The following is a 20,367-nucleotide window of genomic DNA, read 5'->3' as shown; positions in this document are numbered from 1 at the left end:
CCGGATGAGCGTTGTCATTTGCCACCTTGATTGTTTGTTACCTGCGTAGTACGTTCAGGACAAAAGGCCGTATTCTCTTTATTTAACCGTTTGCAGCAGCAGCTGGAAAGCGCTCTGGTTCGCCGGGTTATCCAGCGCCCTTCCAATATCGAGCTTCTCGCGGGAAGTGAGGTGCAGGCTTAAGGCCGCCGCCTTATCATCGCTCTGCGGAACGTATTGGAAGATAATTCGTTGAAAACGGTCTTTTTCAAAATACCCTTCCATATAGTTGATCAGGTGATCCTGGTGAAAGTCCTGCATGGCACTCCAATGCGTTTGCATAGAAAATAAAGGTTCAAACAACAGATCGCTGAGATCTTTGTGCGCCTTTACCGGGTGCACATCATTCTTCCGCGTATCCCTGATCTGTACAAAAATGATCCCGCTGGTATTATCGTTTATCCATTCGCGAAAGGTATACAGATAACGCAACGTCGTTTCCTGTCCGAAGTTGTCGCGAATGCCGGCATCCATCACATCTACGATCGGTTTGCTTGGCAAAAATACATTCGGCAATACATAGGGAAACGTCGCGCACATACGAATAGCGCTCGAAACTCTCAACTGCATAGGGTTTTGCGCATGAAAGAACTGTGAAAAGTCGACCCCGTCTATATCCCGCACGTTACGATTCGGATAAAGATAGTCCGCTGCGCACAGGTAACTGATCGGTTGCGGCGAAATCATTAACCGCCGGCCGTCCGCGTTGATCGTCGCATTCCAGATCAGCATCGGTATAATCGCATCCCGCTCCGGTTGTGCATAGTCGCCGATCGTTTTGGCCAGTGCATCACCGGTGTTGATGTTGAACTGCATCTCAAATGCATATCCCCTGTCACGCCCATATTTATTATCCCCGATCCTGAATTGCCGGAACGGCGTAATGAAATCGTTTACCGAAAGGGAACCAAATACGGCATTCAGTAAGTCCCCCGAAATCTTCGCCCGCCAGATCGTATCCCGCGGATCGACTGGCTGGTTTTGCAGATGCCTCAGGTACAGTTCGCGGTAATATGTTACCCCCATCATACCGCCAGAAGCCCCGGTAATAACCGTCGTACGTTTACTGAAGCCAAATTGAAGGAGGCTGTCCAGCCGTTGCAATACGCACAACGTCCAAAGCGCCGAACGCGTGCCGCCGCCGCTGGTATTTACTACGATCAGTTTGGGCTTTTCATCCGCCGGGAACTGGGCGCGCCATTTTTCAAGTATTGCGAGTGTGTGTTGCTTATCTGCTTCCGACCTTTCTTCCGTAAAAAACCGCTGCAGGTGGGGCACGCTGTATTCCGGACGTGCGTCTTTGTTCCGGTAGTTCATGCCGTACGCTTTATTACGACTGTCGACCCAATCGTTTTTTACCATCCAGTTCAGTGCAAAAAGTAACACCAGCGCCATCGGAATAGCCCAGCTTTGTAACAGGTAAGCATACGCGCCGGCCACTCCGATCAGGAAGGCAAAAAATATCATCACGCTGGCGCCGGCCGGTAAACGGAAGGCGGCGTAGTCCATCAGGTAAGAAAGAATCACCAGCAATACCAACGCACAACCGACAGTGATCATCGCTGCGAAGTGGTGTTGTTTAAAGATGTTGTCGAGGTAATGTTTATTGTAGTGTTTTACATTTCGCGCCCGTCTTATTCTCCACGGAGAAGTGAAGTAGTTATGGACAGGCAGCGCGTTTTCATCCGGCTCCTGCGAAGGCTTTAACACCGTACGCAGGAAGTTGCGTGGATTACCAAACTTCTTTTCCAGCCGGCGGCCAATATTTTTATCAGCATTAAAAAAATAAAAGAAGCAGAAGAAGATGATGATGAGGTAACCGCACACAAAGCCCTCCATCAGCAATAATATACCCGGAACAGAATTTAACTCCTGGAACGCCTGGTATTGCGCGAGCCGCAGCAACAGGCAAAAAACGAAGCCGAACGGGATGATGGAGTTGTTCAGGCAGTACTTAAAAAACGGCTGTGAGGTAGTGGCCAGGAATTTAAAACGGCCTGTATGCAGAATGAATGTAGTGATGTGCCAGCTCATCGTGAAAGCAGCAGTCGCCATACCCAGCATCGTCGTGCTGTAAAAACTCACATCTCCCAGGTACTCCGGCGCCAGGTACAGTGCATCTCCACCAAAAACTTTTGCAAAACCACCAAAGATGGTACTATAAAGAATGGCCCAAAAGATCAACAGCACCTGGTACTTACGAAAGTGCAACAGCAATAACTGAATAGGGAAGGAATAGTAAAATTTGAACACAAAATATTTCACTTGTGACCGGTCGTTTCGATAAACTTACGGAAAAAATCCAAGCGCCGGTCCCTTCCCCTCCTATTTATTTCCGGACCAGGAAGCGCGTCCACACCATCGCCATCAACAATAACATACCCACAAACTGGTGCAGCAACGCATAATACAAAGGAATTTCCGACTTACTGTTTAACACGGTAATCACACCCAGGAACACTTGCAGCAATACTAACAGCAATGGCAGAATGCGAATGCGGTGCAGCTGACTGTCATCTTTCACCACAGCCGATTTCCAGAACCATATCGCGATAAGAATAGTAAGTAAATAAGCAAGTCCGCGATGGATAAAGTGAATCGCCATCAGGTTATGCGTAATGCTATGCATAAATCCTTCGCCACTGCTCATGCGCGGTACTAGCTGGCCATTAATATCCGGCCAGGTGGCAGCGGCCAACGCAGCATCCAGCCCGGCCATAAACCCGCCATATATTAATTGCACGGTGAGTAAAATCAAGATCCAGTTATTCAGCTGCCGAAGCGTCGGCTGTGGTTGTATCTCCTTTACCGGTACACTTAACTTCAACGCGAACCATAGCACGTAACACAACAGCACCAATGCCGCGATAAAGTGAATCGATAAACGGATGTGGCTCACCGTTATATCGGTATCATTCAGTCCGCTCTGCACCATGATCCAACCAATTGCGCCTTGCAGTCCACCTAAAATGAACAGGATTACCATTGGCCATATCATTTCGCGGCTGATTTTCTTTTTGATGATAAATATCACAAAAGGAACAAAAAACACGATGCCGATAAACCGCGCCCAGTTGCGATGCAGCCATTCCCAGAAAAAGATGTGCTTAAAATCCTGCAGCGTAAAATGATCGTTTACATATTGATATTGCGCAATTTGCTGGTATTTTTCAAACGCCTGTTGCCACGACTGCTCATTCATCGGCGGCAATGCGCCCATGATTGGTTTCCATTCAGTTATGGAAAGCCCCGAGCCCGTTAAACGGGTAATGCCTCCCAGTAAAACCTGCACGATGATCATGCCTACCCCTACAAACAGCCAGATTACAATGGCGCGGTTCCTTTGATAAATATTTGTGTCCATAAACGGGGCAAAATTACGTCAGAAATCGTCAACAACTCCGCTGATTTATGCGTATATTAGAATAAGATATTTCTACCCTGCATGCGAACCATATTGCTATTACTGTTATGCGCCCTTTACTGCCAGTTAGCCCTCGCTCAACAACCAGCACTGAAGCTTAACAGCATTCATGGATACGGCGGTATATACTTTAGCGGTGCCCGCCCCGGACAATTGTCCGAAATGCCTTCGCGGGTAAAAGAGACAGCACATTTTCCGGCATTTAATACGGATACGCTCTACAGGGAAAACGATCAATTCATCAATACCGGGGGTGCGCACATTGCGGTGTATACATCGTGGCAATTCTACAATAAGCGGAGGGATGCCTACAGTACGCGGAAGGAACTTCGGCTCGGTGTCGAGTACCTCAATTACAATTACAAAACTATTTCACTGGACACGTCCATCCGCAAAAACGATGTAACCCGCGTTACCAGTGTTGCCTACAAGCCAAAGCGTCACTACATCGGTGCTTACGCCGACTTCCTGCTTAAAAGCAGCGACCGGCGAAGGATTCAGCTTTTCGGTGGCGCAGGCCTGCGTATGATGTACAGTTTTACCGGGCAAATCCGCGAACGCCTTACACGCTCTACTGAGTTCGAAGACGGCTCGGCCCCGCTGATACAGGAAGTTACCATGTATCACAATATGAAAAACAGTATCGAAACCGGACTTATTTTTCCTTTCGGCGTGCGCTTTTTCCCGCAGGGCAAGGTGAGCTTCGGAATTGAACAGCGCTTTGGTGTACTTTTTATCAAGGAGCCCGGGCTGGCGGCGTATATTTCAGGCAACCTCTCCTACGGAGCGTCTGTACATTACCGGCTGTAAGCAACTCCTTTCATATAAATGATTTTTTTAGCAACCTCATTTTTTTAATTTTACCCTAATAAACCTGAGGATTTGCTGAAGTCATATTTCCAGAAACAGTTAGTTGAAGCCGGCTGCGACGAGGCCGGAAGGGGCTGCCTGGCCGGACCGGTATTCGCCGCCGCGGTTATTCTGCCCACGAAGTTCCGTCACCCCCTCCTAAATGATTCAAAACAGATGAAGGAGGAACACCGGAACGAGCTGCGCTTCATCATTGAAGAGAAAGCTATCGCCTATGCAGTGGCCAGTGTGGATAATGATGAGATAGACCAGATCAATATTCTCAAAGCCTCATTCAAGGCTATGCACAAGGCGTTGGCACAGTTATTGATGCAACCCGGTTTGATCCTTGTCGATGGGAACCGTTTTCTGCCATATGGCGAAACACCGCACGAATGTATTATCCAGGGTGATGGAAAGTATGCTTCTATAGCCGCTGCTTCTATCTTAGCTAAAACCTACCGGGACGACTTCATGCACCAGCTTCATGATCAGTTTCCGCATTACGGATGGAAAGAAAACAAAGGTTATCCAACGCGACAACACCGCGATGCGATCCGGGCTCATGGCGATACACCCTATCACCGCAAAACATTCCGCTTGCTCCCCGGGCAATTGGAACTAGAACTGAACCTGGAATAACTTTTTCCGAGTGCTGCCAACAAAAGACTACTTGATTAGTAATAACTGTATATATCTTTAATTTTGAGCCCGATAGATAAGTCATGTTAAAGCAGACACAACAGCAGAAACTACTGCAGAAACTTTCTCCACAACAGATTCAGCTGATGAAACTGTTGCAGGTTCCTACTGCCATCCTGGAAGAGCGCATTAAGGAGGAACTGGAAGAAAATCCCGCATTAGAGTACGGTGAAGACGAGCAACAGCCTGCCGATGATTTTTCTTCTACCGAAGCCTCGGAGGAAAGCGGTGATGGTGAAACCGACGACTTTGAACCGGATGGCAGCGAAAACGAATATGATAATATCGATATCTCTGAATATGTGAGTGAGGGAGACGATGAAATTGCCGACTACAAGCTGCGCGACGACAATTATCCAGATCCCGACGAAAACAGGACTATCCCCATTAAGGTAGAAACCTCGTTTCATGACTATTTGCTCAACCAGCTGGGCATGCTCGAGCTGGATCCCCGCAAATCCGCTATCGCGGAACACATAATTGGCAGCATTGACGATGACGGCTATCTTCGTCGTGAGGTAAGTGCCATCGTAGACGATCTGTCATTCTCTCAAAACATTTCTACCGAAGAAGAAGAGATCAAAGAACTGATCAAAGTGATCCAGGAGTTTGATCCACCCGGAGTATGCTGTGCAGACCTGAAAGAATGTCTGCTGCTTCAGCTTCGTCGTCGCCCACAGGACGATCCGGGCATTACAACCGCCATCCAGATCCTGGAGTATTATTTCGATGAATTCACCAAGAAACACTACGAAAAAATCCAGAAATCACTGGGCTTGTCAGATGATGACCTGAAAGAGGCGATCACCCAAATTATCCGCCTTAACCCGAAACCCGGGGGCAACCACGCCACTATTAACAAGGCGGAGAGCTATGTGATTCCGGACTTCTTCATCCTTAATAATAACGGTAAACTGGAGCTGTCGCTTAATTCTAAAAACGCACCGGACCTCCGTATTTCCGAAGGCTACCGCGACATGCTTCGTGATTACGATCGTGGGGATAAGAAGGACAAGCGTCAGAAAGAGGCCGTACTGTTCATCAAGCAGAAAATAGACGCTGCCAAGTGGTTTATTGATGCGATCAAACAAAGGCAACATACCCTGCTGTCTACCATGGAAGCGATCATGAACTACCAGCACGACTTCTTCCTCACCGGCGACGAGACGACGATGAAGCCGATGATCCTGAAAGACATTGCCGACATCACCCAACTGGACATTTCCACCGTAAGCCGCGTGGCGAACAGCAAATATGTACAGACGGAATTTGGCACCTTTAAGCTGAAGTTTTTCTTCTCCGAGTCTCTTTCAACTGACAGCGGCGAAGAAGTTTCGACCCGCGAGGTAAAGAAAATCCTTTCCGACCTGATCGGTGGCGAAAACAAACGCAAACCCCTCAGCGACGAAAACCTGACTAAAATGTTGCAGGACAAAGGTTATAACATTGCCCGCCGTACGGTGGCTAAATACCGGGAGCAACTGAACATTCCGGTGGCGCGACTCAGGAAAGAGCTGTAATTAAACATCTTTATATAAAGGAAAAGGCTGGCCAATCATTCGTCAGCCTTTTTTATTGCTCGCCGATTGCGACAAAAAGGACCGTTCGGCGGATTGGCGAAAGAACTTTAATTTCGCGCAGAACTTTTCAAGAACGATGGACGATTTAACAGCTAGGGCCGCCGGGCCTGCTTCCCGGTCACAATTCTCTGGAGGCGTAACATTTGCGGCAAAAATGTTTTCTTACCTGCTGCACCCGTTATTCCTGCCCGTGCTGGTCACGTTTATGGCCGTAACTGCGCTGCCGGAGTATTTCACCGCCTTCCGGGCGGAGAGCCTGCGCCTGCCTTACGACAGGCTTTATTTCCGCGTAGGGGTTAACACCATTCTGTTTCCTATGCTGGTTGTGATGTTATCGACCGCATTAGGGTTTGTATCTACGATTCATATGGAGAAGCAGCGTGACAGGATCATTCCGTACGTGGCGACCATCATATTTTACTTCTGGGCGTTCTATACTTTTCTGCGTGAAGGCAAGGCTCCTCCCTTCTTCAATGCCTTTTTCCTGGGTATTTTCCTGACCGCAAGCATCTGCCTCGTCGCGAATAACTTTATCAAGATCAGTATGCACACGACTGGCTGGGGCGGTGTAATTGGCTTTTTCCTGGTGTTGATGTGGGGTATGGGCTTGAACGTATCTATTCCCCTCGCGGTAATCCTGCTTTTTACGGGCATTGCAGCTACGTCCAGACTAGTTTTGTCGGCTCACACGACCTGGGAGGTATACATTGGATTGTTTACCGGCATCATGGCACAGCTGGTTGCCTGGTGGATTCTCGGCTAATTATTTCGCTTCTTTAAAAATACCTTTCGCTGCGCAGATCCTGTGCGTGGCGGCAGATGATCTTTGTATTGTCGTTGAGGGTTAATCGTAAATAAACAAGCGTTGCTATAAAAATTAGCAGGATAAAATAAAAATGCTAATTTTTTTGGGATAGTTGAAATTTGATTATACCTTAGCATAACCATTAAATTTGTAAAAAATACTTACTAATATGTCAACAGCCAATGCAGAAAAATTGAAGGCGCTTCGCCTTACAATGGACAAAATAGAAAAGGATTTCGGTAAGGGTTCCGTTATGATGATGGGCGAGAAAGGTACCGATCCAATGGAGGTGATCTCAACAGGATCTCTCGGTTTGGACATTGCCCTCGGCATTGGCGGTTTCCCTAAAGGAAGGATCATTGAAATATACGGCCCAGAGTCTTCCGGTAAAACAACTGTGGCGATTCATACGATAGCCGAAGCACAAAAGAAAGGTGGCATTTGCGCCATCATCGATGCCGAGCACGCCTTTGACAGCAGTTATGCACAGCGTTTAGGCGTTGATGTGGACTCACTGCTGATTTCGCAACCGGATCACGGTGAGCAGGCCCTCGAAATCGCTGACCGCCTGATTCTTTCCGGCGCGGTGGATGTAGTGGTGATTGACTCCGTAGCCGCCCTGGTACCTAAAGGTGAGCTGGAAGGTGAAATGGGTGAAAGCAAGATGGGTCTGCAGGCACGTTTGATGTCTCAGGCACTTCGTAAGCTGACCGCAACCATTTCCAAAACGAACTGTTGCTGTATCTTCATCAACCAGCTTCGTGAGAAGATCGGTGTGATGTTCGGTAACCCGGAAACAACGACCGGTGGTAACGCACTGAAGTTTTATGCTTCCGTTCGTCTTGACATTCGCCGTATGAGCCAGATTAAGGATGGCGACGAGGCTGTGGGTAACCGCGTGAAAGTGAAAGTGGTAAAAAACAAAGTGGCACCTCCGTTCCGCCAGGCAGAGTTTGATATCATATTCGGTATGGGCATTTCCAAAGTCGGTGAGTTGATCGATATGGGTGTTGAGTTCGGTATTGTGCAGAAGAGCGGTAGCTGGTTTAGCTACGACAGCAACAAACTGGGTCAGGGCCGCGATGCGGTTAAGCAATTACTGGCTGACAATCCGGAGCTGGCTGCGGAAATAGAAGGAAAGATCAAAGCGAAGTTGCTGGAACAGCAACAAGCGGCAAACGCTTAAACAGAAAGAGGTATTTCATCGATCGGCTAGTCCGTTCATGGGTACCGGCAAACGGAGAGAACTACATAAAAAATAAAACGGGAGCCGGCAGGCGCAATATCCTGTCGCTCCCGGATATATAAGAGTTTATAACGTTGACATTAAACCATTTAATTTAAACGTTTGTTTGGGTTAGTTTAGTAACAGAGTCCGCTTTCAAGCGGACTTTTTATTTATGCCAACAGCAAAGCTTTCTCTTTGAGGCAACCCGTTACAGCCACCACAAAATTTCACAACGTTTCCGTAAACAAGCAGCAAGAGCCGGCTAGACCTGACGTCCGACGTAGACCGTATAATCCGGGATCTTCACCTCGTGCTCCTGGTGCATGAGCGGTGACGTCATCAGGAAGTCTGCGGAAGCGCGATTGGAGGCCATTGGAATATTCCAAACGACGCCAAGCCTGAGCAACGCCTTGATGTCCGGGTCGTGCGGCAAGGCCTCCATAGGATCCCAGAAGAAGATGATAACGTCAATTTTGCCTTCAGCAACCATTGCTCCGATCTGTTGATCACCGCCGAGCGGGCCGCTCATCAACTTGCGGACAGGCACATCCAGCGCCTCCTCTATCAGCTTGCCTGTGGTACCGGTAGCATATAACTCGTGACGCGTGAGTACGGTTTTGTTATATACCGCCCACTCTATCATTTCAGCCTTTTTGTGGTCATGCGCAATCAACGCGATCCGTTTACGGGCATGTAGTGTCTTGATCTGTTGCATGGCACAAAAATAGAAATAGATTTTAATTTGTTATAGCACTGAACTTCAATATATAAAAGTAAAATAGGCCGCGCCTATAGGTCAATCACAAAATTCGATGGCAGGCAGGCCTTTATTTAACCCCTATATGGCCGAAAGTTGCTACCTTTGTTCACAGTTAAATTGAAAAAAATGATTAAGACAGGAAATCCAATCATCAGCATTTATACGGAAATGACGCCTAACCCTGAAACGATGAAGTTTGTGGTTAACAAGCTGTTATATCCGAACAAATCTATCGATTTCCCGGATGCGGCCAGTACTAAGGCATCTCCGCTTGCAGCTGAATTGTTTACATTCCCCTTTATTCGCGGTGTATTTATCTGCAGCAACTTCGTGACCCTGACCAAAACGCCGGATACTGACTGGAGTGATGTAATTCCCTCCATCAAAGCTTTTCTGAAAGAATACCTGGAAGATAACCGTGGCGTTATCAATGAGGAAGAAATAGAGCAGCCTGTATTGAGCACCGACGATAACGATATCGTGACCCGTATCAAGGAACTGTTGGAGAACTACGTGAAACCGGCGGTTGAAATGGACGGTGGCGCTATCCAGTTCAAAGATTACCACGACGGTGTTGTTACGCTCATGCTCCAAGGCTCTTGCTCTGGCTGCCCGTCTTCCATGATCACCCTAAAGTCAGGCATCGAAGGTATGATGAAGCGCATGATCCCGGAAGTGAAAGAAGTAGTAGCAGAAGCTGAATAAGACTTTTAGTTATGTGAATGATAATAGAAAGCACGGTCGCTGACCGTGCTTTTCTTATTTCTAGGGTTACCATTGCGCCTCCGCCGACGACCACCGGTGTAAGCGCCTGTCTTTTTCTTCCTTCTTTTCATAGCTTTACGGCCTTGTGATCATTAAACAAGTTATTATGATACGATTTATGTCGGCGACCCTGGCGGTGTTGTGTTTTGCACAACTCCCGTCGTTCGCCCAGAAAAACAGTGAACCGAAGAAAAACAACGCGGCAAAAGAAGCTGTAATCACTTACGCATCTAAAAGCAACGGCCGCGAAATGCAGGGCAACCCCGTGCGGATTTTTATCAAAAATGACAAAGTTGCTTTTTCCCAAACAGGCGGCCGCGAGCGACAGTACCTCGACTATAGCCAGAAATCCAGCCTGCAGCTTCTCACACTCGACGACGGAACGTATCTGCTTAAAAAGCCCTTCTCCGCCAACCCGGAAGTAACGCTGCTGCCGGAAACTGACACGATATTAGGCTACCCGGTGAAGAAGGCAAAATTTGTATTGCGGTCAAACACCATAGAGGTATGGTATACTACAGCACTTGCGATCAAAGGTGCGCCCGGCATCAGTTCGGCGCCTCAGTTAGGCCTTGTACTGAAAGCTGTGCGTAACGGAAACTCCGAAACGTACGCGAAGGAAATCACTTTCAGGCCTGTCACCGAGCAGGAACTTTCGTGGCCGGGGAAAGCCGAGGTGGTAGATGAGCCGACTTACCAGGCGAACATTATCCGCAGCAGGTATAGGACCATCAATATTTTCACGCAGGAGCAATTGAGCTTCGGCAATCCGATCAATAATCCGCAAGGAGATAAACTGAACGAAACGTATCATTATTCCGGTGGCACCATCGTGCTTAAAAAAGTGCAATTACCTAAAATGCGTCGCGGACAAAACCTGTTTATCGAACTTACGCAATACTCTAACGGTGACGCATATGATCGTACAGGATCTGTTTTCGTTATCCCAACCGATAAAAAGGAAAGTTTTCTCACCGGTTTACGCGACGGCGCAAAGGCGCTTCCTTCTTTTACTGCCAGCAATGGTAAAACCTACCAGGGCGTTGTTGCCACGGACACCTATCAGCCACCGTTAGAAATAATGCGCTTTTTCACTCCTTTCGGCGTGCGGCATTACAACAAACAGGTGCAGATCAAAGGCTATCCCTGGGCCGATTCAGTGATTTATAAACAAGACATCACGGAGCTCTCGCCGAGTTTGGAAGGCGAAGTTTGGATCGGTGTGTTCATCGGCAACTACGATAAAGGCGGTCATAAAGTAAGTCTCGACTTTAAATACTATCCTGGTTTCGATGGCGATCGGCCTGAAGCGCAACATACAGCGTGGATCAACCCGATCTTTAACACGACTAATGTAATGGAGATGACGGGGCAGGAATATGGGACGATATTCGAGAAAGATTCGTTGACAGTTACAGTGGATATTCCTGAAGGCGTAAGCAACCTGAAGATGCGTTATATCACAACCGGCCACGGTGGCTGGGGAGGCGGCGATGAATTTAATCCGAAACTGAATGAGATCTTTGTGGACGAGCAGCGTGTTTATCACTTCATTCCATGGCGCACCGATTGCGCGGTGTACCGCCTTAGCAATCCAGCATCAGGGAATTTTGGCACCGGGCTTAGCTCTTCGGACTTAAGCCGCTCCAACTGGTGCCCGGGCACACTCACATTACCGGTGGATGTTCCACTGCCGGACCTGAAACCCGGCAAACATACGTTCAAGGTAGCTATCCCGCTCGGCAAACCTGAAGGAGGCAGCTTTAGTGCGTGGAACGTATCCGGAACGCTGATAGGCGACAAAAAATAAGCATGGAACAAATCTATATAGAACTGATCAAAGGCTTTCAGGCGATGACCTGGCTGGAAGGAATCGCGGTGGTATTCGGCGTGCTGAGTGTATTATTCTCGAAGCAAAACCACATCGGCGTTTATCCGACGGGGATTGTAAGTACAGGAATTTACATCTACCTGTTTATTAATGCCGCACTGTATGCGGAAGCATCACTCAACGCATATTATCTCGTGATGAGCCTGTACGGCTGGTTCCTGTGGACGCGGAAGGACGCGCAACAGCATGAACGAAACATCAGCAGAATCAACCAGAGAGAATTGTACATCGCGGTAACTATTTCCGGTTTAGGTTGGCTGGTGATTTGGTCGGTTTTAAAACATTTCACCGATTCAACTACGCCGGTGCTGGATGCATTTGTATCATCCACGGCGTGGGCTGGCATGTGGCTGCTCGCGAAACGCAAGGTGGAGAACTGGATTTTCCTGAATATCTCCAACTTTGTGGCCGTACCTTTGCTGTTCTATAAACATCTTGCCTTAACGGGGCTGCTTACTATTTTCCTGTTCATCATTGCGGTAATGGGGTATTTCCAGTGGCTGCGTATTTACAGGCAGTCGTTAAAAACCACCTCTTGAAAAAAGTAGTCGTAATTGGGCCGGAGTCTACCGGGAAAAGTACACTGAGCGACATGCTCGCCAGGCATTACAACACAGTTTGGGTGCCGGAATTTGCGCGCGGCTATATCGATAATTTGCCCAGGCCTTACGAAAAGGATGACCTGTTGCGAATTGCCCAAGGTCAGTTGGCGACGGAAGATAAACTCGCCGCAGACGTCAGCGACGTGTTAATTTGTGACACAGACCTCCACGTAATCAAGGTGTGGAGTGAGGCGAAGTATGGCGACTGCGATCCGAAAATCATGCAGCTGATTGCCGCACGCTCTTACGACTTGTACTTACTCACTTACATCGACATTGAGTGGGAGCATGATCCGCAACGCGAACATCCCGAGCCGGAAGAGCGTAAATACTTTTACCAGGTGTATCGCGACATTGTCATCAATTCTGGTGTTCCCTGGGTAGATATTTGCGGAGGTTATGACGAAAGGCTGCAAAAGGCCATTAAGGCGGTTGACAAGGTTATCTTTGACCGAGCATAAAAAAGAAGCCCGGAGTTTATGCTCCGGGCTTTTTATCTGGTTTAGTCGTCTTTTCTACTTTAAGCATTTCTTTGATATCAGGATCGGGTGCGAGATTACGCATTTGCTGCAGGATGCGTTTTTGCCGCCAGACGGTGATGCGGGCGGGAGGAACAACGGTATGCGTGATCGGGTTGGGCAGACAGGCGGCAATCATCGCAGCTTCTTCGCGGTTCAGCATCAGAGCTTGTTTGTTATAGTAGGTTTGTGCAGCGGCCTCAATCCCAAAGATACCCTCGCCCATTTCTGCTACGTTCAGGTACACTTCCAGAATCCGTTTCTTGCCCCATATCTTTTCGATCATAAAAGTAAAATATACCTCCAGGCCTTTCCGGAACCAACCACCACCCTGCCAAAGAAATACGTTTTTGGCAACCTGCTGGCTGATGGTACTGGCCCCGCGTCTCCGTTTACCCTTCTTATTCTGCTCCATCGCTTTTTCAATGGATTTATAATCAAATCCCTCATGATCGGGGAATAATTGATCTTCGCTGGATATAACAGCCAGTTTTGCGTTTGCGGAGATCTCGTCAAAATCGACCCAATCCCGCTTAAAACTTTTACCGGAACCGATGAGGCTGATGCGACTGCCGATCATTGTTAAAGTTGTAGGCGGATTGATCCATTTCAATATCACTATATAAACCAGGTGTGCCACAAACAGAACTAACAGTACGATTTTGAGTTTGCGCCAGATCCTGGGAAAAATTCCTTTAGTCTTCATTCAGGGAACCGGTTTTCTTAATCGCCGGAAAGTTATAAAGATTATTTATTATAAAGATTATTTCGGAACCACATTTGTAACATTCTGTTAGCCGGATTGTTAATACGGCATAAATCAGTAAGTTTAGCTTATGTTATTAGAGCTACATCCGCAGAATCCGAATCCCAGGCATCTTAAAACTATTATTGAGTGTTTAAAAGATGGCGGGGTGATTATTTACCCAACCGATACGGTTTATGGGATGGGCTGCGACATTTTTCAACATAAAGCTGTGGAACGCATCTGTCGCATCAAGCAGATTGATCCTAAAAAAGCGCAGTTCTCTTTTATCTGTTATGACCTCAGTCATCTTTCCGATTATACGAAAAGTGTGGATACGCCCATCTTTCGTGTGTTGAAAAAAGCGCTTCCCGGTCCTTACACATTTATTCTGAACGCCAGCCGCGAAGTGCCTAAGATGCTCAAAACCAAGCGCGATACCGTCGGTATTCGTGTGCCTGACAATAACATTTGTCGCACGATCGTTAAGGAGCTAGGCAACCCGGTGATGAGTACCTCGTTACCCATCGACGAATATGTAGAAGAATATACCGACCCGGAGATCATTCACGACAAATTCGGCAAACTGGTGGATATTGTGGTAGACGGCGGGCCGGGCGGCATGCACTTTTCCACCGTCATAGATTGCACCAGCGGTGAACCAGAGCTGATACGCGAAGGCGTTGGCAGTTACGATGCAGTACTTTAAATGAAACTATTCCCAGGCATATTAATACTTCTTTTCTTCGGGCAGGTCAGCCTGGCGCAGACCATAGCGCCTGCTCCAAAACGTGCCAGCCTCTTTCAGACGATACTAAAAGCTGACACCGTTAAACGCAGTTCCGGCTACTTCTCCATTTCGCCGGCAAGCAGCTATCAAAGTCACTTCGGTTTTTTCTGCAAACAGGAATGGATGCTTGAGAAACGGACGAACATACCGATCCGGTTCCGGCTTGGGTCACTGGAACATACGAATCGCCTCGAAGGTAAACACTAAACCTGTCCTTTATTGTCGATGAGGATGTAAGGGATTGTTTCCTTATTCCACCTCGCGGCCCAAATGCGGGAAGCCTGATCTTTGGCCAGGCTGATAAAACTTTCCCACTGGGCGGGATGTATTGTTTGGCAACCCAGGCTGGACGTTGTATTATAACCGCCCCGGTGGATATTGATGCCGAACATTCCGGTATCCTCGTAATTCGGCTCACTATCGCGCATCACCGTTACCTGACCCTTGGTTTGCACCAGCGCAAGGTATTGCCCTTTATGCAGGCCAAACTGGTGTGCCTTCCACAAGCCGGGCTGCAGGCAGGCCATACCTTTGGCGGCACCAGTACCTCTTCCTTTTCGGAATGTGGAAGGGTCGGTATTGGCGTTGAACGCCGCGGTAACGAACGGCGAGTCGATGAACAGCGCATCATCATAAATGCTGCGATCATTCTGGTTGGCCTTGCCGAGTGTGTTGAGATAATAACCACGGATGCCGATGATCAGTAAGGGATGTTGCGACCTGTCTATTACGAAAGGCGTGATCAGCTCTTTCAACCGGTCGGCAGATAAGCGCGGCTTGGAATTGGGGACTGCTGCGGACATAAAATGTATTTTACTCGTTGATGAATTGGGGGCTGCATACAGCTTTGACACGTAATCCTTACTAAGATACGATATTCAGTATAAATAAAAGGCCGCCCGTAAAACAGGCGGCCTTTCTGCACAATAAGTAAGTTTCTGATTATTTGATGCCCATCTTCTTAGCAATATCCGAAGGAATCGCTTTTTTGTTCACCATGTAGCAGGTGGTTTTGTAGGCAAAGTAAGGCATAGAAGCGTAGAAGTAACCGCCGCAAGGATTTTCGGTACCCCAGGAGTTTTTCACGATAAAGTATTTACCGCCTTTCTGGTCTTTCACCAGGCCGGTGATGTGCATACCGTGGTCATCCTGCGTTTCGTAGTTATCGAAAGCCAGTTGGCGCATCTCCTGGGTAATTACTTTTTCTTTACCTGGAACGGTGTACAGGGTGGAACGCTCTTCCTGCGTCATGTCTGCCATTTCTTTTTCAGGGATGATGGCCAGGCCGTCGCGGAAGTTGAATGTTTTTTCGCTTACGTCAGCAGCCCAGGCGATGGAATAGCCATTTGTCACCGCATTCTCGGCGATTTTTGTAAACTCGTCTAAAGGAACGTTATAAACGCTTTCCCAGTTCCAGTTATCAGGAACTTCCAATACGAACTGTTTGTAGAACGGATGGTGCGTGAAAGAAGAAATCACGACATAATCATCTGCATTCAGACCAAGATGCTTTGCGAAAGATTGCGGCGTATAGGTTTTGCCTTCGTATTCAAACTTCTCGGGAGCGGTGCCCATATAGGCGTCTAATACTCCGTCGAAAGCTTTTCGCCAGGCCGGATTAACAGCTTTCGCATCGCCAAGTGGTTTTACCATGCCTTCGAGCAGGGTTACCATTTCGGCATGGTTATATGTTTTTGTGCGATTACCGTCGTATACGCTCTGGGGTACCAGGCCGTAATTTTTAAGGCAAAGCAGGTCATCGGGGAAACCACCGCCTTCGGCGAAATTGGTTTTACCGTGCATGCGCACGTAGTTTTCTGCTTTTAAAGGATACATGTTACGAACCACGAACATCTCGCTCAGGTTCAGGTTGGCATTTTTTACTTTACCCGCCTTTAATACTTCAGATTCGAAAAAGGAAAGTCCGGAAAAAGACCAGCAGGTACCGGTTTGACCCTGGTTTTGAACAGCGGTGGCTTCAAGATTTTTAATGGTAGTGAACTCGTACTTGCTACCTTCTTTGTTGGTTTTGGTTTGGGCAAATGCCGCAGAGGTGCAGAGCACCGCCGCAGATATGATCCATTTCTTCATAATGATTGATTTTTAAAACGGACCAAATATAACGAAACAGACCCAACACGGGCACAAAGTTTAGGAAGAGCGGAAAGCCAGCCGTTACGGCTTAAAATCGCTGCGGTTTATCTCCCAGCGCCAAAGTTCATCATCTTCCTCGCTTGTAAATGCGCCGGCGAAGTGCATCCCGGCCTTTTGCAGCACCTTTACTGCCGCATTATATTCCTCGAGGGTATGCGCTCTAACCGTTTTAATGTAAGAATGACTAAAGGAGAAGCTGATCAGGGCCTGTACCATTTCGGTCGCGTAGCCTTTTTCGCGGTAGTCGGGAGCAATTTCATAGCCAACTTCCACCACGCCACTTTCACCCGGCTTGCCCTTGAAGCCGCCGGTACCGATTAATCGTTTATCTTCTTTATGAATCACGAGATAAAAAAACCAGCCAAGCATAGTGGGGTCGTTACGCAGCTTGTCGTATGCGAGTAATACCATTTCGGGATATTCGGTCCAGTCATCAGGTACGGTAATGTCCAGCAAGTTGGCCAACACTTCTTCGCCCTGGAAAAGGGCTTCGAAATGATGGAGCGTGCAGGGTAACAATTGTAACCTTGAGGTTTCGATCATGGGAGAAAACTAGTAAAGGAATTTGGAATTTGCAATGGGGTCTTAAAAAAAAGGATAGTTAGGAGTACTCACTAACTATCCTTTTAAATGGTTTATTATCAATGCGCTTCAAGCCAGTTAGCGCCGGTACCAATTTCGGCTTCTACCGGTACACGCAATGGCAACGCACGTTTCATGCAATCGAGAATCAGGGGTTTCAGGCGGTCCAGTTCATCCACATGTGCATCGAACACCAACTCGTCATGTACCTGCAGCAACATCTTCGATTTAAAGTTTTGTTGCTTCATCTCTTTATGGATGCTGATCATCGCCAGTTTGATCATATCCGCGGCAGTTCCCTGTATCGGCATGTTGATCGCATTTCGTTCCGCATAACCACGCACCACCGCGTTGGAGGAATTAATATCCTTCAGCCAGCGTTTTCGGCCCAGTTGCGTTTGCACATAACCAGTCGTTTGCGCAAAGGTTACCTGCTTTTCCATATATTCCTTTATCGCCGGATACTGTGCAAAGTAGTTGTCGATCAACATTTTAGCCTCGCTCCTGGCAATGCCGAGGTTTTCGCTGAGGCCGAAAGCGCTCTGCCCGTAAATGATGCCGAAGTTTACGCTTTTGGCGTTGCGGCGCATGTCAGAAGTTACGTCCGACAGTTCTACGCCGTAAACTTTGGCCGCCGTGGCAGTGTGAATATCTATCCCGTTCTGGAAAGCGGAGATCATGCTTTCATCTTCGCTGATGGCGGCTATGATGCGCAATTCGATCTGGGAATAATCCGCCGAGAGCAATGTATATCCCGCGTTACGTGGTACAAAAGCCTTACGTACTTCGCGGCCACGCTCAGTGCGGATGGGTATGTTTTGCAGGTTGGGATTGTTGGAGCTCAGGCGGCCTGTCACCGCAACTGCCTGGTTGTACGACGTATGCACGCGGCCTGTGCGGGGATTTACCATCAAAGGCAACGCATCCACATAAGTTGACTTAAGTTTACTCAACTCGCGGTAAATCAGGATGTCTTCAACGATCTTACTTTTGCTCGCCAGCTTCGCCAGTACGTCTTCACCTGTTGCGTACTGACCGGTACGGGTTTTCTTCGCTTTCGGGTCCAGTTGCAGTTTTTCGAACAGCACCTCTCCCAGTTGTTTGGGCGAACCGAGGTTGAACCGAACACCCGCCTGTTCGTACACACTTTCCTCCGCACGGCGAATATCCTCGCCTAATTGCCGCGAATAATCGGACAGTGTAATATGATCGATCGCGATACCTTCAAACTCCATATCAACCAATACTTTTACAAGCGGGTTTTCCACATCATAAAACACATTGGCTACTTCTTTTGCATCGATGATGGGCAGGAATTTTTCCTTCAGTTGTAAAGTGATATCGGCATCTTCCGCAGCATAGTCTTTAATCTTCTCGATTTCGACGTCACGCATGTTGCCCTGGTTCTTTCCTTTTTTTCCAATGAGCGTTTCGATGGAGACCGGCGCGTACTGCAGGTATTGCGCACTCAGCAAATCCATACTACGGCGACCTTCTGGTTCAATCAGGTAGTGCGCGAGCATGGTATCGAATATTTTGCCTTTGATCTCGTAGTCATACCACTTTAAGACCAGCATATCATACTTCAGGTTCTGTCCGATGAAAGTAATATCCATCGCGTCGAACAGCGGTTTGAAGATAGAGAGCACGGCCAGCGCCTGATCGCGACCTGTGGGCACGGGTACGTACCAGGCCTCTCCAGGTTTGCAGGCGAAGCTCATGCCCACCAACTCCACATTATTCGCATCGGTACCGGTGGTTTCCGTATCGAAGCAAATCTCTGCGTGGGTGAGTAAGATGTTTACCAGCTCCTGTTGCTTTTCGGGCGTATCTGATAAATGATATTCGTGCGGCGTATTCTCAATATTTTTATCTGCCTGCAAACCAAATTGCGGTCCTTCCGACTCTTCAGCCACCGCTTCAGTTTTCACGGCGCCTTCTATCGCGTTGCCGAACAGGTCTTGCTGTACCGGCTTCGATGGGTCGCTGGTGAGGGCATTAAAACCTTCGCCGAGGATGCGTTTGCCAAGGGACTTAAACTCCAGTTCTGTAAAAATCTCCGACAAAACATCCTTCTGCATTTCTTTGATGCAGTAGTTTTCTTCGTGAAACTCCACCGGAACATTGGTAATGATGGTTGCCAGTTTCTTCGAGAGGATCGCGCTTTCTGCGCCTGCTTTAATTTTCTCACCCATTTTGCCGCCAATTTTATCGGCGTTGGCGAGTACATTTTCGAGGGAGTGATATTCAGCGAGCAGCTTCATCGCCGTTTTCTCGCCCACGCCGGGTATGCCGGGAATGTTGTCCACCGCATCGCCCATCATTCCTAAGATATCGATCACCTGGTGCACATCTTTAATCTGCCATTTAGCGCAAATCTCTTTTGGACCAAGGATTTCTTCTTTGTTACCCTGGTAAGGCGGCTTCCAGATGAAGATGTTATCTTTCACCAGCTGTCCATAATCTTTGTCGGGCGTAACCATGTATACTTCGTAACCCTGCGCAGCTGCCTGCCAGGCGACGGTACCAATAATGTCGTCCGCTTCGTAACCGTCCAGTTCCAGCACGGGAATATTAAATCCTTCTATTATTTTTTTTATGTCCGGCAACGCGTCGAGCAGGTCTTCCGGTGCTTCTTCGCGGTTGGCTTTATAATCGACAAAGTCCGTATGCCTTTCGGTAGGCGCATGCGTATCGAAAGCTACGGCAATGTGGGTAGGTTTTTCTTTGTTAATGAGGTCGAACAAGGTGGAAGTAAAACCGAATTGCGCATTGGTATTGCGGCCCTTGCTCGTAATACGCGGGCTACGGATCAATGCGTAATAGGCGCGATAAATAAGCGCCATTGCATCTAATAAAAACAATTTCTTACTCATGGGGGTAAAAGTAAGGAATAAACCTGTTTCTAATTTAATGTTGATGCTGAACCGATT

General features: G+C 47.9%; 19 protein-coding genes. 11 read left to right on the top strand and 8 right to left on the bottom strand.

Annotated features, from left to right (window positions below; translation table 11 throughout):
- Nucleotides 1–78 precede the first annotated feature (78 nt).
- The gene (locus MKQ68_RS22795) at nt 79–2,292 is read right to left on the bottom strand and encodes a patatin-like phospholipase family protein (protein ID WP_264281083.1); all 2,214 of its coding nucleotides are present in this window, start codon (nt 2,290–2,292) and stop codon (nt 79–81) included.
- A gap of 76 nt (nt 2,293–2,368) precedes the next feature.
- Entirely contained in the window at nt 2,369–3,403 is a 1,035-nt protein-coding gene (locus tag MKQ68_RS22790) for a COX15/CtaA family protein (RefSeq protein ID WP_264281082.1), read from the bottom strand.
- Nucleotides 3,404–3,484: 81 nt separating this feature from the next.
- Here MKQ68_RS22790 and MKQ68_RS22785 point away from each other — a divergent pair, with 81 nt between their 5' ends.
- From MKQ68_RS22785 to recA, 5 genes are all read left to right on the top strand, one after another.
- A complete protein-coding gene (locus MKQ68_RS22785) occupies nt 3,485–4,273 on the top strand; it encodes a hypothetical protein (RefSeq protein WP_264281081.1) in 789 nt (262 codons plus the stop codon).
- Nucleotides 4,274–4,345: 72 nt separating this feature from the next.
- Complete coding sequence (gene rnhB / locus MKQ68_RS22780) at nt 4,346–4,954, top strand: ribonuclease HII (RefSeq protein ID WP_264281080.1); 609 nt, start codon at nt 4,346–4,348, stop codon at nt 4,952–4,954.
- A gap of 83 nt (nt 4,955–5,037) precedes the next feature.
- Entirely contained in the window at nt 5,038–6,534 is a 1,497-nt protein-coding gene (rpoN, locus tag MKQ68_RS22775) for an RNA polymerase factor sigma-54 (RefSeq protein ID WP_264281079.1), read from the top strand.
- Nucleotides 6,535–6,748: 214 nt separating this feature from the next.
- Nucleotides 6,749–7,357, top strand: a complete 609-nt coding sequence (locus MKQ68_RS22770; protein ID WP_244836536.1) for a hypothetical protein — start codon at nt 6,749–6,751, stop codon at nt 7,355–7,357.
- Nucleotides 7,358–7,568: 211 nt separating this feature from the next.
- Complete coding sequence (recA, locus tag MKQ68_RS22765) at nt 7,569–8,585, top strand: recombinase RecA (protein WP_264281078.1); 1,017 nt, start codon at nt 7,569–7,571, stop codon at nt 8,583–8,585.
- 304 nt (nt 8,586–8,889) lie between these two features.
- On the opposite strand, the gene MKQ68_RS22760 is transcribed toward recA, so the two are convergent.
- A complete protein-coding gene (locus tag MKQ68_RS22760) occupies nt 8,890–9,342 on the bottom strand; it encodes a methylglyoxal synthase (RefSeq protein ID WP_244836535.1) in 453 nt (150 codons plus the stop codon).
- 171 nt (nt 9,343–9,513) lie between these two features.
- Here MKQ68_RS22760 and MKQ68_RS22755 point away from each other — a divergent pair, with 171 nt between their 5' ends.
- The 4 genes from MKQ68_RS22755 (at nt 9,514) to MKQ68_RS22740 (ending at nt 13,106) form a co-directional block, all read left to right on the top strand.
- On the top strand, nt 9,514–10,092 hold the full coding sequence (locus MKQ68_RS22755) for a NifU family protein (RefSeq protein WP_244836534.1): 579 nt from the start codon (nt 9,514–9,516) through the stop codon (nt 10,090–10,092).
- A gap of 166 nt (nt 10,093–10,258) precedes the next feature.
- The gene (locus tag MKQ68_RS22750; RefSeq protein ID WP_264281077.1) at nt 10,259–11,962 is read left to right on the top strand and encodes a PNGase F N-terminal domain-containing protein; all 1,704 of its coding nucleotides are present in this window, start codon (nt 10,259–10,261) and stop codon (nt 11,960–11,962) included.
- Nucleotides 11,963–11,964: 2 nt separating this feature from the next.
- Nucleotides 11,965–12,582: a nicotinamide riboside transporter PnuC gene (pnuC, locus tag MKQ68_RS22745; protein ID WP_244836531.1), complete on the top strand. Its 618-nt coding sequence runs from the start codon at nt 11,965–11,967 to the stop codon at nt 12,580–12,582.
- Entirely contained in the window at nt 12,579–13,106 is a 528-nt protein-coding gene (locus MKQ68_RS22740; RefSeq protein ID WP_264281076.1) for an ATP-binding protein, read from the top strand. The genes pnuC and MKQ68_RS22740 overlap by 4 nt, the downstream gene beginning before the upstream one ends.
- A gap of 16 nt (nt 13,107–13,122) precedes the next feature.
- Here MKQ68_RS22740 and mtgA read toward each other — a convergent pair whose 3' ends face one another.
- Entirely contained in the window at nt 13,123–13,869 is a 747-nt protein-coding gene (gene mtgA, locus MKQ68_RS22735; RefSeq protein ID WP_264281075.1) for a monofunctional biosynthetic peptidoglycan transglycosylase, read from the bottom strand.
- Nucleotides 13,870–13,999: 130 nt separating this feature from the next.
- Here mtgA and MKQ68_RS22730 point away from each other — a divergent pair, with 130 nt between their 5' ends.
- A complete protein-coding gene (locus MKQ68_RS22730; protein ID WP_244836530.1) occupies nt 14,000–14,617 on the top strand; it encodes an L-threonylcarbamoyladenylate synthase in 618 nt (205 codons plus the stop codon).
- Nucleotides 14,618–14,905: a hypothetical protein gene (locus tag MKQ68_RS22725; RefSeq protein ID WP_244836529.1), complete on the top strand. Its 288-nt coding sequence runs from the start codon at nt 14,618–14,620 to the stop codon at nt 14,903–14,905.
- Here MKQ68_RS22725 and MKQ68_RS22720 read toward each other — a convergent pair.
- From MKQ68_RS22720 to polA, 4 genes are all read right to left on the bottom strand, one after another.
- Complete coding sequence (locus MKQ68_RS22720; protein WP_244836528.1) at nt 14,902–15,501, bottom strand: hypothetical protein; 600 nt, start codon at nt 15,499–15,501, stop codon at nt 14,902–14,904. The genes MKQ68_RS22725 and MKQ68_RS22720 overlap by 4 nt on opposite strands.
- A gap of 139 nt (nt 15,502–15,640) precedes the next feature.
- The gene (locus MKQ68_RS22715; protein ID WP_264281074.1) at nt 15,641–16,789 is read right to left on the bottom strand and encodes a C1 family peptidase; all 1,149 of its coding nucleotides are present in this window, start codon (nt 16,787–16,789) and stop codon (nt 15,641–15,643) included.
- 84 nt (nt 16,790–16,873) lie between these two features.
- A complete protein-coding gene (locus MKQ68_RS22710; protein ID WP_244836524.1) occupies nt 16,874–17,395 on the bottom strand; it encodes a GNAT family N-acetyltransferase in 522 nt (173 codons plus the stop codon).
- A gap of 98 nt (nt 17,396–17,493) precedes the next feature.
- On the bottom strand, nt 17,494–20,310 hold the full coding sequence (gene polA / locus MKQ68_RS22705) for a DNA polymerase I (RefSeq protein WP_244836523.1): 2,817 nt from the start codon (nt 20,308–20,310) through the stop codon (nt 17,494–17,496).
- Nucleotides 20,311–20,367: the final 57 nt, after the last annotated feature.

It is taken from the genome of Chitinophaga horti, from assembly GCF_022867795.2.
Lineage (GTDB): Bacteria > Bacteroidota > Bacteroidia > Chitinophagales > Chitinophagaceae > Chitinophaga > Chitinophaga horti.
This window is presented reverse-complemented; position numbering and strand designations above follow the sequence as displayed.